Genomic DNA, 14,931 nt, shown 5'->3' with positions numbered 1-14,931 from the left:
TGCGAGACGACGGCGGCCGGCGTTCCCGTCCGGCGGGTCACCCGGGCCTACGATGGAGGTACACGCGTGTCCACGGGGTCCCAGCAGACGAGGCAGTCCCGCTCTCTTCGCCGGTCGAACCGCGGGCGGGACGTGATGGGTGAGTACCGGCCGAACGATCGGCCCGGGGCCGCGGAGGCGGTCCTGGGCCGCCGCCGTGAATGCGCTGCGTTGGACGGGCTGATCGGGGCCGTGCGCGGCGGTGACAGCCGTGCGCTGGTGCTCCGGGGTGAGCCGGGAGTGGGGAAGAGCAGGCTGCTCGAGTACCTGGTGTCCAGGGCACGGGGGTTCCACGTCGTCCGCGCCACAAGCGTGCAGGCGGAGATGGAGCTTCCCTACGCGGGGCTCCACCAGCTGTGTGCCTCCCTGGCTGACCGTCTTGATCGACTTCCGGCGGTCCAGCGCGATGCCCTGGGGGGTGCCCTGGGCCTGGGTTCGCAACGGGCTCCCGACGGCTTCCTCGTCGCCCTCGGCGTCCTCGGGCTGCTGTCGGAGGTGGCCCAGGAGCGCCCGTTGCTGTGCGTGGTGGACGATGCTCACTGGCTGGACCGCGCGTCCATGCAGGCTCTGGCGTTCACGGCTCGACGCCTCCACGCGGAGTCGGTGGCGATCGTCTTCGCGGCCCGGCTGCCGGACGGCGAGCGAGCGGGCGTCGCCGAACCAGCCGGCCTTCCGGAGCTGCTGGTCGAGGGACTGTCCGATCGGGACGCGAACACGTTGTTGCGGTCCTTGCTGTCGGGCCCGTGGGACGAGCACGTGCTCAGACGCATCCTCGCCGAGTCGCGGGGCAATCCGCTGGCGCTGCTGGAACTGTCCCGGTCGTCGACGTCGGCCGCGCTGGCCGGCGGCTTCGGCCTGCCGAGCGTCCAGCCCGTCAGAGCTCGCATCCAGCACGCCTACGAGACCAGGATCGCGGGCCTTCCGGTGGAGTCCCGGTCGTTTCTCCTCGCCGCGGCGGTGGACCCCACGGGCGAACCGGCTCTGCTGTGGCGCGCCGCGAGGAGGCTGAGGATCGACCCCGAGGCCGCCATGGACGCCGTGGGAGTCGGGCTTCTCAAGATCGGGGACCGGGTGCGCTTCTTCCACCCCATGGTGCGCTCGGCCGTCTACTGGGCGGCCTCGCCCGCCGAACGACGCAGTATGCATCGCGTTCTGGCCGATGTGACGGACCCCGCAGCCGATCCCGACCGCCGCGCCTGGCATGCGGCACACGGCGCATCCAGGCCCGACGAGTCCATCGCGGCGGAACTCGAACGCTCGGCCGGGCGGGCCGAGACGCGTGGCGGGTCCGCGGCTGCTGCCGCCTTCCTGGCTCGTGCGGTGGAACTGACGCCGGACTCCGACCTCCGACGGGCCCGGGCACTGTCGGCCGCGCGTGCGACCCACGAGGCGGGTGACCCCGACCGGGCACTGACACTGCTGTCCCTGGCAGAGACGGGCCTCGTCGACGAACGGCGGCGTGTCGAGGCCGATCTGCTCCGGGCCAGGATCGCGTTCACCACGAACCGGGGCAGTGAGGCTCCAGGTCTTCTGCTCAAGGCTGCCGGCCAGCTTGCTGATCACGACGTAGCGCTGGCCCGGGAGACGTACCTGGAGGTGGTGAACGCCGCCATTTTCGCCGGTCCCCGGGCGGGCGACAACGGCCAGTACGAAGCGGCCAGGGCGTCCCGCGAGATCCCCGCACCGCGGCTGCCTCGCCCGACGGACCTCCTGCTCGACGGCCTGGCGGTACGCGTCCTGGACGGTCATACCGCGGCCGTGCCACACCTGCGCCGGGCCCTGCGTGCCTTCACGCAGCCGGACCTGTCCCCGGCGGAGGGACTGCGCTGGTTGTGGCTGATCTGCGTGACCGCCGTGGGAGTGTGGGATCACGCCACCATGTCCGTGCTGGCCGCTCGTCATCTCGAATTGGCGCGAGAGGCCGGACAGGCCACGGCGCTGCCCTTCGCGTTGACCATGCGCTGTGTGGTGCACGTCCTCGACGGTGAACTGTCCGAGGGCGCATCGCTGGCGGAGGAGGCGCAGACGGTGGCGGAGGCGGTGGGAACGGCCGCGCCCATCTACGGCGCGCTTTTCGTCGCAGCCTGGAAGGGCCAGGAGAGCGAGTGCCTCGAACTGAGCAGACGAGCCGACGACGGAGTGGAGCGTCGTGGTGAAGGAGTGGGTCCGGTAGTCAGCAGGTGGGCGCGCGCCTTGCTCTACAACGGTCTGGGCCGGTACGAGGAGGCGGCGGACGCGGCCGACCTGGCGAGCCGGGAGTACGACCAGTTGGAAATGGGCATTCCGGTGTGGTCCCTCGTTGAGTACGTTGAGGCGACAGCCCGGGCCGGCGCACCGGGACGCGCCGCTGACGCGTTGGCCCGTCTGACCGAGCTGACCCGGGCGAGCGGCACGGACTGGGCCGTGGGCATCGAAGCCCGCTCGCACGCTCTCCTGGCCGGGGAAGGGGAGGCGGAGAGCCACTACCTGCGGGCGATCGACGCCCTCGGCCGCACCCGGCTCCGCGGAGAGTCGGCCCGCGCCCACCTCGTGTACGGCGAATGGCTGCGCGCAAGAGGACGCGAGGACGCGGCCGGGCGGGAACTGCGCCGTGCCCACGAGCTGTTCACCACCATGGGCATGGAGGCCTTCGCACGACGCGCCGCCGGCGAACTGGCCGCTGCCGGTGAGACCGTCCGTACGATCGCCGGGAGCGCCGAGACCGACCTGACGCCCAAGGAGGTGCAGATCGTCAGGCTGGTGCGTGAAGGTCTGACCAATCCCGAGATCGGCGCACGGCTGGTGGTCAGCCCGCGCACCGTGGAATGGCACCTGCGCAAGATCTTCGGGAAGCTCGGCGCCACCTCGCGCCGACAACTGTGACGCCGAACGAACCGTGAACCCGGCACACTTCGCCACCGCGGTAGCAGCGCGTCCGGCGTGGGAAACGGCCCGACGCCGCCTCAGGTGGTGACCACTGTCCCTTCCCGCAGCGCACCGCTGATCTGCTTGCGCGACGCGATGTCGAGCTTCGCGAACACCTTGCGCAGGTGCCATTCCACGGTGTGCGGGCTGATGAAGAGCTGGGCTCCGATCTCGGGATTGGTCATGCCTGCCCCCGCCAAGCGCGCGATCTGTGCTTCCTGGGCAGTGAGTGACGTACGGGACTCAAGGGTTCGTTTGCCCACCGTCGCGCCGGTGGCGCGCATCTCGTGCCAGGCGCGCTCCGCGAAACCGTCCACTCCGATCGCGCTGAGAATCCGGTACGCCCTCCCCAGGTGCTCGCGTGCGTCGACGCGGCGATTCTCCCGGCGCAGCCACTCCCCGTAGAGCAGGTGTGAGCGCGCGTAAGTGATCTTGACGTCGGTACGGCCGAGTCGTTCGACGGCCTCTTGGTACAGGGTCTCGGTCTCTTCCTCGCTCACCTGCGCGCGCACCATGGCCGCGGTTCCGAGAGCCCAGTCGGTGCCACTGGCGCGTGCGAAGGTGTCGAGCTGCCGGGCTGCCTCGGCGGCCCGAGCCGGTCTTCCGCTGCGCACGGCCGCCTCGACCAGTTCGACCATCGACCGGATGGCCAGGCCGAGTTCCTCCAGGTTCTCGGCGCCTTGTTCCGCTGCGGCGTACGCCTCCTCGTAGCGGCCGAGCCCGTTGTAGAGCACCGCCTTCGCCCACTGGCTGGCACTGAGCACCTTGCCCTGCCGACCCTGGTGCAGATCCGCGTCTCGGGTCATCGCGTTGATGGCGTGGAGCGTCGCCGTCTCCTGGCCTCTCCACGGTTCCGTCACCAGAGACACGTAGTGCGCGAGGTAGCGGCTGTTCGTCGCCTCACCGAGGGTCTGCGCCTCCGCGATGAGCGTGTCCGCATGGTCCAGTTCACCCGCCAGCACACGGTTCGACACCAACTGAAGGAGGGCGGACGGCAACACGGACAGGGCCCCACTCTCACGGGCGAGGTCGACCAATCGCGTCGACAGAACCGTGTTGCTGTGGAAATCCCAGACGTTGAAGGCCATGCGAGCGGCGAGCGGGAACCAGCCGAGGCTCTCCTCCGCGGAGATCTCCTCTGTGCAGAAGGCGTCCAAGGCACGCAGCACCATGGGCGCGCCCGCCGCGTATCCGTCCACTGTCATGATGGACAGGCCCCGCAGGAGCAGGTCGTTCCGGTCCAGTGGCGGATCCGAGGGTGCGGCGAGAGCCGTCGTGGCGATGTCCCGGAGTCGGACCCCTTGCGGCAGCCGGTCGACGATGAGCGCGGCGTCGAGTGCGTCACGGTACGTCTCCTGGGCCAGCCGTGCGTCCAGTGGTTCCAGGCGTCTTGCCGCCTTGAGGAGGAGGGGCAGGGCGCTGCCGGCGTTCCTGGAGGCGAAGGTGATCCGACCGCGGAGCAGGTCTGCCTCGGCGAGCTGCCGCTCGTCCAGGGGGCTGATGGTCGCGGCGTCCAGCAGTTCGCGTGCGGTGCCATAGGCACCGGCCTGGTACTTGGCCCGAGCCGCCGCCAGCGTCCTGGTTCCGCGAGCAGCGGGGTCGGGGGTCAGCTCCGCGGCCCGTTGCAGGAACGCGGCCGCCGCGGCGACTCCGCCGCGCGCTTGTGCCCGGTCGGCAGAGCGCACCAGCTCCGCCGCCACCGCCTCGTCGGAACCGGCCGTCGCGTTGGCCAGGTGCCAGGCTCGGCGATCGGGGTCCGTGTGCGCGTCCGTCACCTCGGCCAGTGCCTGGTGGACCTGTTGGCGAGCCTCGGCCGACGCAACTCGGTAGGCGGCCGAGCGCACCACGGGATGCCGGAACCGTACCCGGGTACCGATGGTGATCAATCCGGCAGCCTCGGCCGCCGAGGAAGCCGACGTCTCGATCCCGAGCAGTGCAGCGGCCCCCGTCAGGAGCGTCACGTCGCCTACAGGCTCCGCCGCGGCGATGAGGAGCAGTTCGCGCGTCTGGGGAGGAAGCGCCCGGACGCGTGCGATGAAGCTCTGTTCGATCTGGCTTGCCAGCGGCCGCGCGTCGGGGCGCCCGAACCCGCCTGCCAGCTCCGCCGACGTCAGACCCCGGGACAGTTCGAGCAGGGCGAGAGGATTTCCCTGAGTCTCGGCCACGATGCGGGTGCGGACCCGCTCGTCCAGGGGGCCCGGGATCACGGAGTCCAACAGTGCGAGGGCGTCGCCGTCGCTCAACGGCTCGACCGTGAGCTGCGGCAGTCCCGCCAGTTCGGCCTCGACGGACGGCTCACGGACGGCGAGGACGAGGCCGACGCGCTCGGCAAGGAGACGTCGCGCGACGAAGGCGATCGTTTGCAGGGAGACCCTGTCCAGCCACTGGGCGTCATCGATGAAGCAGATGAGGGGTTCCTTCGTGGCCACATCGGCGAGGAGGCTGAGCGCCGCGAGACCGACGAGGAAACGGTCCGGTGGAGTCCCCGAGCTCAGGCCGAACGCCGTGCCGAGTGCCTCGCGTTGAGGGTCCGGCAGGCGACCGAGATGGTCCAGGAAAGGAGCGCACAACTGGTGCAGGCCCCCGTAGGCCAGCTCCATCTCCGACTCGATGCCCACGGCCCTGGCGGTCCGGCATCCTTCCGCGCTCGCGCGTCCGAAGTCGAGCAACGCCGTCTTTCCGATGCCCACCTCGCCACGCAGGACCAGAACGGAGCTGTGGCCGGCCTGCACCGTCGCGATGAGCTGGTCCAGTCTGGAGCACTCGGCCTGCCGCCCCTTCAGGCGTACCTGGGGACTCTCGCTCAGCATGCTCTCCGTCCCCGCCGACAGTTCCTCCATGACAGCCGACCACCGAGTGACACTGTTCGTCGGTGCCGCGCTGCAGAGCTCGGCATATATTACCTTCCTGCTTCCGGCGCAGAACTTGAGAAGGGCCGTCGTCGCGGTCGGGCGAAGGGGAACGAGTGGGGAGCCCATCGGCTGCCCAGTCACAGTCGGACGGACGCAGGTCTGACCCTGCGTGCACCCTGTGGAACGGGTCCACCACGGGGAACGGGGCGCCTGACCTTGACGCTGTCGGACGGGCCGACGCCACGCGGAGAGAACAGTGTCTCCAGCGACGTGAGGTCTCCCTTTCGGGCAGCCCTCACGAAGGCCTTGAGCAGTCGGCGGTGCTCATCCGTGCCTGCGGTCGTCCGCTGGTCGGAAAGGAGGTGCCCGCGGGCTCGGCTTACGATCTTGCGTACGTTGACCGAGTTGAGGCGCAACATCTCGGCGATGTCGGCGTAGGTGTAGTCGAAAGCCTCTCGCAGGATGTACGCGGCCCGCTCCTGCGGTGTCAGCTTCTCCAGTACGAGGAGGAGGGCGAGTTCGACGGCCTCGGCCCGCTGTGCACCGGCCTCGGGGTCGTTGCTCGTGTCCACGGGTTCGGGCAGCCAAGGACCGATGTAGGTCTCGCGTCGGACCCGGGCGGACTGGGCCACGTTGATGGCCAGGCGGGCGGTGGCACTCGACAAGAACGCCGCCGGGCTGCGAACCACCGAACGGTCGGTCCCCTGCCAGCGCAGCCACACCTCCTGAACCACGTCCTCCGCCTCCACCGTGCTGCCGAGAACGCGGTAGGCGATGCCGAAGAGTCGGGGCCGGAGCTGCTCGAAGATGGAAAGGGCCTCATCCAAGGCGTCCTCGCTGGGGGAGGGGTCGGGATACATGAGCCTGCTGACTCCGTTCGTGCGGGTGGGTGCCTGCGGGACGCGCTGTCGCATGGGGACATCCGGCGTAGTCGAGAACTCGACCGCGTGCGCTTGCGGCGATCTCCGGTGGGGTCGTCCCACAGTCGCCTGGCGGGCCGGTCCGTGGCGCCCCGGGGAGTGCCTGGTCGACACCCTGGCCCCCGGGTATGCACCCCAGTGGTTCACCATTCCGTGCCTGGCGGATTACGGACTGTGCACAGTCGCGGGTAGTACCCCAGTACGGCTGTTTGGCTGGGCTTCGGGCGGTGGTGCATGATAAGGCGATTCCGAGTCGAACGGGATGTGGCCCTCTGAGCTGCGCGGTGGTGGTGGATGTCGAGCAGTGCACCTCGGCGCGGCATGCTTGGCCGAAACCATGAGCGGGGGGTGCTGGACGAGGTCCTCGCCGATGCCCGAACGGGTCGGAGCCGGGTTGTAGTCCTGCGCGGCGAACCGGGGGTCGGAAAGTCGACCCTCCTGGACTACCTGGCAGAGAACGCTTCAGGCTTTCGCGTACTCCGAGCGGTCGGCGTCGAATCCGAGATGGAGCTTGCCTTCGCGGGTCTGCACCAGCTGTGCATGCCGTTGATGAGCCACATCGATCGACTTCCCGGCCCTCAGCGGGAGGCCCTGGCTGTCGCGTTCGGACTCCAGGGCGGGGATGCCGCGGATCGGTTCATGGTGGGATTGGCCGTCCTCAGCATGTTGGCCGAGGCGGCGGAGGAGCGGCCGCTGCTCTGTGTGCTGGACGATGCTCAGTGGCTGGACCGGATCTCCGCGCAGAGCCTGGCCTTCGTCGCCCGCAGATTGCTCGCGGAACGCGTGGCGCTGGCCTTCTCTGTGCGTACCCCGCCCGTCGATCCGCACAATGATCCTTGGACGGCGCTGCCGGAACTTGAGGTCCGTGGGCTGCGCGACGACGAAGCGCGTACGTTGCTCGACTCGGTGGTGCCCGGCCGGCTGGACGAGCGCGTTCGGGAGCGCATCATCGCCGAGACGCGTGGAAATCCCCTGGCGCTGCTGGAACTGACACGGGGGTTGAGCACGGCGGAGCTGGCCGGTGGGTTCGGGCGTCCGGACGCCCGACCGCTGGCGAGTCAGATCGAGCAGAGCTTCGTGCGACGCATCGGGGGTCTGCCGGACGCGGCTCAGCGGCTGCTGCTGGCGGCAGCCGCTGAACCGGTGGGGGACGTGCCCCTGTTGCGGCGTGCCGCCGAGCAGCTTGACATCGGGGCGGACGCCGAGGGAGCGGCGGAGGAGTCGGGGCTCATCGAATTCGGTACGCGGGTGCGCTTTCGGCACCCGTTGGTTCGTTCGGCGGCCTACCGCTTGGCTCACCCCGGAGAACGCAGGACCGTGCATCGCGCCCTGGCCGAGGCGACGGCTTCGGAGTTCGACGCGGATCGCCGAGCCTGGCACCGTGCGCACGCGGCGGTCGAACCGGACGAGACGATCGCCGACGACTTGGAACGCTCCGCCGGCCGGGCGCACGCTCGCGGCGGTATCGCGGCAGCCGCCGCCTTTCTGAGGCGCGCGGCCGAGTTGACGCCGGATCCGGGCAGGCGGGGAGCGAGGGCGTTGGCCGCGGCGCGAGCCTCGTTCGAAGCCGGTGCTCCCGAGGTCGCGCTCGAACTTCTCGCCGCAGCGGAGACGCATTCGCTGGACGGGAGCCAGCAGACAGCACTCGCCACGCTCCGGGCTCGGATAGCTTTCGCCCGCAGACGCGGAGGTGAGGCCCTGCCGATGCTGCTCGAAGCGGCGGGTCGGCTGGAAGAGATCGACGTGGGACAGGCGCGAGAGACGTACTTGGATGCGATCGGAGCGGCCGTGTTCGCCGGCCGTCTCGGCGGCCGCCCGGGAGTGCGCGAGGTGGCTGAGGCAGCACTCGCCGCGCCTGGCCGACCGCAACCGTCGCGCCTGGCGGACGGTTTGTTGGACGGCTTGGCGACGTGGTTCGCCGTCAGCCGCGGTGAAGGCGCGTCACTCCTCAAACCCTTGTTGCTCGCTCTCCGCGACGGAGCCGCGCACGAGGACGACGTCATGCGCTGGCTCTGGATAGCCTGGCTGGTCGCCGGCGACATGTGGGACGACGAGACGTGGCTTTCGCTCACCGATCACGCCGTACGCGCCGCTCGAACCGTCGGTGCGCTCAACGTCCTTCCCTTGGCACTCTCCTATCGTGCGGCCGTCCACGTGCACTCGGGGGAGTTCGACCATGCCTCCGCCTTGATCAACGAGTCCGGCAACCTCATCGAGGTGACCGGTAACTCGCCTCTCGGGTACGCCCCGCTGCTTCTGCTGGCGTGGCGTGGTGAAGATCCCCAGGCGGCGGAACTCATCGCGGCCGGCGCCCGGGAGGCAGCCACGTGGGGTGAGGGCCGGGCGATCGGCCTGGCCCACTACCTGCTCGCCGTGCTGTACAACGGCCTCGGTCGGCACGACGAGGCCCTGGACAGTGCTGAACGGGGGGCGAAGTACGAGGACTTGGCGGTCGTTGGCTTCTGCCTCATGGAACTTGTCGAGGCCGGCGTCCTTGGCGGGAGACCGGAAGTCGCGGCGGCAGCGCTGCGCCGGCTGGAGGAGCACGCCGGTGCCAGCGGAACGGAGTGGGCTCTGGGCGTCCTGGCCCGGTCGCGAGCTCTGCTCAGCGACGGTCGGACCGCCGACCTGCTGTACCAGGAAGCCATCGAGCGTCTGCGGCACAGCCGAGTCACCGTCCATCTCGCGCGTACCCATCTGGTGTATGGCGAATGGTTACGCCGCGCGAATCGGCGCGGTGAAGCGCGTGAACACCTGCGCCTCGCCTTCGACATGCTGCACGGTTTCGGAGCGAGCGCCTTCGCGGAACGCGCGCGTCGCGGGCTCAGTACACTCGGCGAGTCCGTGCGTCAGAGTGCGACCGACGCGTACGAGGCCCTTACCCCGCAGGAAGCCCACATCGCCCGGCTGGCCGCGACGGGGAGGACGAACGTGGAGATCGGCGCGGAACTGTTCATCAGCCCACGCACCGTCGAATGGCATCTGCGCAAGGTGTTCACCAAGCTGGACGTGGACTCACGTACCCGGCTCGGCGCAGTGCTGGGGCGCTTGTGACGGCAGCGTCTCGCCTCGCCCGGCCTCTCTTGATGGCCAGTCGCGTCGTCAGTGTGGTCATTCACGTGCTGCGCCCCCGCCGAGGACCCCGGCAAGGAAACGGTCCACGTCGCATCTGGCCATCTCCGAGCCGGCCGGAACGCTGCGGTACGTGTGGTCGAGCCACTCCTCCAGCGGCCGGGCGGACATCTCGAAGAGGACCGTGGCCTCCTCCGACGTGAGCTGCATCCAGACCGTCGTCTGTTCGCCGATGTACGTCGGCCAGACCTGGACGTCACCCGTGCCGCTCACCGAGCGGAGACCCTGGTGCAGAACGTCCCGACCCACGTACCAGGTGACCCGAGGGCCGTGCGTCACGAGAAAGGTGAGACTGACGAGCAGAGGAGATGCGGGATCGTATCGGAATTCGGCTCGAACGGCCTCCCGTGCCAGGCCGTCCAGCATGCGGTGCAGAGTGAGGAAGAGGTTCTGCGAATCCGTACGCGGGGATCGCACGTTGCCGTGGTCGCTGTTCATGGCGCAACTCCTTCTGTCTGGTTTCGAATCGCCTCGTCCATGGAGCTCCGGATCGATCAGTCGGTCTCATCGGTGCCTGGTGGATCGATTCAGGCGCCTGGGCGGCTGCCGGTGCCGGTGGAGTGGATACCGCCTGCGCGCGAGGCGGTAGGCGGTCGTGAACTGCCACGTCAGTCTCGAGCGCGAGCTCTTGGAGAGGTCCGTGGCCGATTCGTGGTGGTACAACAGAGACAGGCGAACCCGGCCGGATGTGACGGACGCATGTAAGTAAGGCAGTTGGAGCGTCACACTACGATTCACGCGACGCCGTTGCCCCTGGGGTGGTCGCTGCGCACGGCACCGCGACGCTCGGCGGTTCAGGACATGCTCCGATAAAATGCGTGAGCGAAAGGCGTGGCGGAGCGGTACTTACCTGCGAAGGCGGACATGGTGGCTGGCATCGCGCCGTTGCGGGGGCGACGCCGCGAGCTGGCGGAACTGGAAGCGCTGGTGAGCCGTGCCCGCGAGGGTCGCAGCGGGGCGCTGGTGGTCTCCGGGGAGGCCGGTGTCGGCAAGACGGCGCTCCTGGACCACCTCACGGCACGGGCCGCGGCACACGTCCGCACCGAGCGCATCGTCGCCTCCCAGTCCGAGATGGAACTCGCCTACGCGGGACTCCATCAGCTCTGCGGGCACATGATGGGTTCGGCCGCCCGGCTGCCGGCCCCGCAGCAGGAGGCGATCGAGGTGGCGTTCGGGCTGCGCAGCGCCGCCGCGCCGAGCCCCTTCCTCGTGGGGCTGGCCCTGCTGGGGCTGCTCACCGAGGCCGCCGAGGAGCGGGCACTGCTGTGCGTCGTCGACGACGCACAGTGGCTCGACCAGGCGTCCGCGCGTGCCCTCGCCTTCGCCGCGCGGCGTCTGGACGCGGAGGGCATCGCCCTGGTGCTCGCCATGCGGCAGGCCGACCCGGTGTTCGCGGGCCTGCCCCACAGGGTCGTCGAAGGGCTCGGTCACGAGGACGCGTGCGCACTGCTGCGCCTGGCCGTACCCGGTGGTCTCGACCTGCGGGTACGCGACCAGTTGGTCGCGGAGGCCCGCGGCAATCCTCTCGCTCTGCGCGAACTGCCCCGGGCCCTGAGTCCGGCCCAGATCGCCGGCGGTTTCACCCTGACGGGTTCCCTGCCGCTGGAAAGCCGCATCGAGCAGAGCCTGGTCGTCCAGCTCGCCCCGCTGCCCGCACCGGCGCGCCTCCTGCTGCTGCTGGCGGCCGCCGAGCCCACCGGTGACCCGGGGCTGCTGTGGCGTGCGAGCGCGGTACTGGGACTGGGGCCGGAAGCGTTCGACGCGGCCAAGGACGCCGAGGTGTTCGTCGTCGGCACCCGTGTCGGCTTCCGCCATCCGCTGGTGCGGTCGGCCGTCTACCGGGCGGCGTCACCGGGGGACCGGCGTCGCGTCCACGCCGCTCTGGCGGACGTCACCAGCACCGAGCACGACCCGGACCGCCGGGCCTGGCACCGGGCCAGCGCGACCCTGCAACCGGACGAGGAGGTCGCCGCCGATCTGGAGAGGTCCGCCGTGCGTGCGCGAACCCGGGGCGGCGCGGCGGCCGCCGGCGCGTTTCTGGAGCGGGCGGCGGAGCTCACACCCTCGCCGTTCCGCCGCGGGCAGCGGCTGATCGCGGCCGCCGAGGCCAAGCACGACGCGGGCGCGTCGGACGAGGCCCTGCGCCTGCTCGGGACCGCCCGCGCCCTTCCCCTCACCGCGCTCCAGGAGGCCCTCGTGGTGCGGCTGCGCGCGCGGGCCGGATACGCGCTACGGCGTGACCGCAGTGGGGCGCAGCACCTGCTCGACGCGGCACGGGGACTCGAAGGGCTCGAACCGGTCCTCGCCCGGGACACCTACATCGAAGCCCTCGCCGCGGCGACCTACGGCGGCAGGCTCGGTGACGCCGAGCAGGTGACCGCCGTCGCGCACGCGATCCTCGGCGCCACGCCCGCCGTCGAGGAGACCGACCGGGCACGGGACCTGATCCTGCGCGGGCAGGCGCTGCTCGCCACCGAAGGGCAGACGGCGGCGCTCCCCACCCTGCGACGGGCGCAGCGTGCGTTCCTCGAGCAGGCGCCGGATTCCCTGGAACTGCACTGGATGTGGTTCGCCTCACGCCCCGCCCAGGACCTGTGGGACCCCGCCGGGCTGCGTGCGCTCGCCGACCGGCAGGTCGAGCTCGCTCGTGCCGAAGGCGTCGTCACCGTGCTGCCGATCGCTCTGAGCCTGCTGATGCTCGTGCAGACGATCGACGGTGACCTGGACGCTGCGGAAGCCTCCTGCGACGAGATCGACGCCATCAAGGAGGTCACCGGCAACCCGCTGCCGCCGTACGGACGGCTTCTCCTCACCGCGTACCGGGGGCAGGCCGAAGAGGCGGAGCACCTGGCCGAGCGGGTCCGGGCCGACGGGCTCGCCCGCAGCGAGGGACACGCGCTGAGCGCGGCCAACTTCTCCGAGGCGGTCCTCTACAACGGCCTGGGCCGCTTCGCCGACGCGGTGGCCCGCGCCCGACGCGAGCTGCCATACACCCACGAACTGAACCTCGCGATGCGCACGCTGCTCGAACTGGTGGAAGCGGCCGCGCACACGGGTGAGCGCGTGCTCGCCGAGCAGGCACTCGAGCAGTTGGCCGACGTCACACGGCCGGTGGGCACCAACTACGCGCTGGCCGTGCTGGCGATGGCCGAGGCGCAACTGCGTGCGGGGGACGACGCCGAGAAGCTCTTCCTGGACGCGATCAAGCGCTTCGAGCACGAGCGGATCCCGATCTGGGTGGGGCGTTGCCGCCTGCTGTACGGTGAGGCGCTCAACCGCCAGGGGCGGTCCGTCGAAGCGCGCGAACAGCTCCGCACCGCGCACCAGGTGCTGACAGCCTGCGGAGTGAACGGATTCGCCCAGCGCGCCGCGGACGAACTGCGCGCGAGCGGCGAGACCTTGCGGGTCCACACACGGGGGTCGGCGGCGCGGCTCACCGAACAGGAGCTGAACGTGGCGCGCCTGGCCCGCGAGGGGCTGACGAACCGGGAGATCGGCGCCCGCCTATTCATCAGCGCGCACACCGTCGAGTACCACCTGCGCAAGGTCTTCGTGAAGCTCGGCATCAAGCGGCGCACCGAGCTGAAGCCCGCCCTCGCCGGACTCACCACGACCGCGTCGAGCACCTGAACGCCCGGGCCCGGGCGCCGGACTCCTCTCCCGCTTCCGCACACGGGCGACGGCCGGCGCCATGCGCTGGGGACCGTCGCCCGCCCGTTCACTGCCCGGCGCTGCTACTTGCTGAGCCACAGGTCGGGGCCGAACACCTCGTAGTGGATGGCCCTGGGACTCAGCCCATGGGCCAGCAGGTCGGTGCGGACGGCTTTCATGAAGGGCAGCGGCCCGCACAGGAACGCGGTGGTGCCGGTGACCGGGGACAGAATGGTGAGGTCGGCCCAGCCCTCGTGCACGTGGTCAGCCGACGCGTCCGGGTGGTTCGCCGTGTCCTCGTACCACAGATGCAGTGAGGCGTTGGGCAGCCGCTCGACGAGAGCGGTGAGTTCGAGCCGGTGAGCCTGGTGAGCGGGGGAGCGGTCGGCGTGGACGACGGTCACCGGACGGTCGGGCGCCGCGGTGGCCAGATGCTCCAGCATCGCGAGCATCGGGGTGACACCGATGCCCGCGGAGGCCAGCAGGAGCGGACTGTCGCCCTCGGGCAGCAGGAGGTCACCGAAGGGCAGGGACACCCGCAGGACGTCACCGGGGCGGGCGTGGGTGTGCAGCCACGTGGAGACCTCCCCGTCCGGCGCGTGCCCGTCCAGGGACCGCTCGCGCTTCACGGTGAAGCGCCACGTCCCGCCGCCGGGGGCGCTGGAGAGGCTGTACTGCCGTATCTGGTGTGCTCCGTCCGGCAGTTCGGCCCGCACGCTGACGTACTGGCCGGGGACGAAGGGGCGGGTGGGCGAGCCGTCGGCGGGGCGCAGGACGAAGGAGGCCGTGTCAGGGGTCTCCTCGTGGCGTTCGACGATCTCCATGCTCTGCCAGACGGAGCCGTCCTCGACATCGGCCCGGGCGTACAGGCGCGCCTCCATGGCGATGAGGGCGTTCGCCATGAGCCAGTACACCTCGTCCCAGGCGGCAGCCACCGCCGGGGTCACGGCGTCGCCGAGGACCTCCGCGACGGCCGCGAGGAGGTGGCGGCCGACGAGGGTGTACTGGTCGGACGTGATGCCCAGCGACGCGTGCTTGTTCGCGATGCGGCCGAGTACGGCGTCGGGGCGCTCGTCCGGGTGTTTCACGAGTGCGGTCGCGAAGGCGGCGACGGCACCGGCCAGTGCCTCGCGCTGGACGCCGCTGGCCTGGTTCGCGCGGTTGAACAGGTCGCGCAGGAGCTCGGGACGCTCGTCGAACATGCGGCGGTAGAACAGGTCGGTGATCGTGCCGAGAGAGGCTCCGACGGCGGGGAGCGTGTCGCGGACGATCAGGGCCGACTGACTGGAGAGCATGATTCCTCCAAACTGGGATCGCAAATGCTTGTTATTCGACGTGGCACGGACCGTCTGGTGGGCCCGTCCTCTCAGTGAGTGACCGGACAGCAACCGGACTTGTGACACGTGGTCAGGAACCGGCCGTTGACGGACGAA

6 protein-coding genes and 1 pseudogene are annotated in these 14,931 nt (G+C 70.3%); 3 read left to right on the top strand and 4 right to left on the bottom strand.

The window, feature by feature from the left end; all coding sequences use genetic code 11:
• The first annotated feature begins 135 nt into the window (after window positions 1–135).
• Window positions 136–2,901, top strand: a complete 2,766-nt coding sequence (locus ACZ6EG_RS24455; RefSeq protein ID WP_469607847.1) for an AAA family ATPase — start codon at window positions 136–138, stop codon at window positions 2,899–2,901.
• 80 nt (window positions 2,902–2,981) lie between these two features.
• On the opposite strand, the gene ACZ6EG_RS24450 is transcribed toward ACZ6EG_RS24455, so the two are convergent.
• The gene (locus ACZ6EG_RS24450) at window positions 2,982–5,783 is read right to left on the bottom strand and encodes a helix-turn-helix transcriptional regulator (protein WP_469607561.1); all 2,802 of its coding nucleotides are present in this window, start codon (window positions 5,781–5,783) and stop codon (window positions 2,982–2,984) included.
• A gap of 221 nt (window positions 5,784–6,004) precedes the next feature.
• Window positions 6,005–6,655 (bottom strand): annotated as a pseudogene (locus ACZ6EG_RS24445) (sigma-70 family RNA polymerase sigma factor); the annotation flags it as partial.
• A gap of 354 nt (window positions 6,656–7,009) precedes the next feature.
• Between ACZ6EG_RS24445 and ACZ6EG_RS24440 the strand changes: the two are divergent.
• On the top strand, window positions 7,010–9,769 hold the full coding sequence (locus ACZ6EG_RS24440; RefSeq protein ID WP_469607558.1) for a helix-turn-helix transcriptional regulator: 2,760 nt from the start codon (window positions 7,010–7,012) through the stop codon (window positions 9,767–9,769).
• Between the two features lie 57 nt (window positions 9,770–9,826).
• Here ACZ6EG_RS24440 and ACZ6EG_RS24435 read toward each other — a convergent pair whose 3' ends face one another.
• Window positions 9,827–10,285: an SsgA family sporulation/cell division regulator gene (locus ACZ6EG_RS24435; protein ID WP_391969236.1), complete on the bottom strand. Its 459-nt coding sequence runs from the start codon at window positions 10,283–10,285 to the stop codon at window positions 9,827–9,829.
• Between the two features lie 426 nt (window positions 10,286–10,711).
• On the opposite strand from ACZ6EG_RS24435, the gene ACZ6EG_RS24430 reads away from it, so the two are divergent.
• Entirely contained in the window at window positions 10,712–13,477 is a 2,766-nt protein-coding gene (locus tag ACZ6EG_RS24430; protein ID WP_469607554.1) for an AAA family ATPase, read from the top strand.
• Window positions 13,478–13,581: 104 nt separating this feature from the next.
• Here the strand turns inward: ACZ6EG_RS24430 and ACZ6EG_RS24425 are convergent, their stop codons facing one another.
• Window positions 13,582–14,793 (bottom strand): globin domain-containing protein, encoded by a 1,212-nt coding sequence (locus ACZ6EG_RS24425; RefSeq protein ID WP_391969234.1) that lies wholly within the window; start codon window positions 14,791–14,793, stop codon window positions 13,582–13,584.
• Between the last annotated feature and the right edge of the window lie 138 nt (window positions 14,794–14,931).

It is taken from the genome of Streptomyces sp. NPDC041968 (assembly GCF_055589025.1).
The sequence above is the reverse complement of the archived record's forward strand: the minus strand, read 5'-3'. Positions and strand labels throughout refer to the sequence as shown.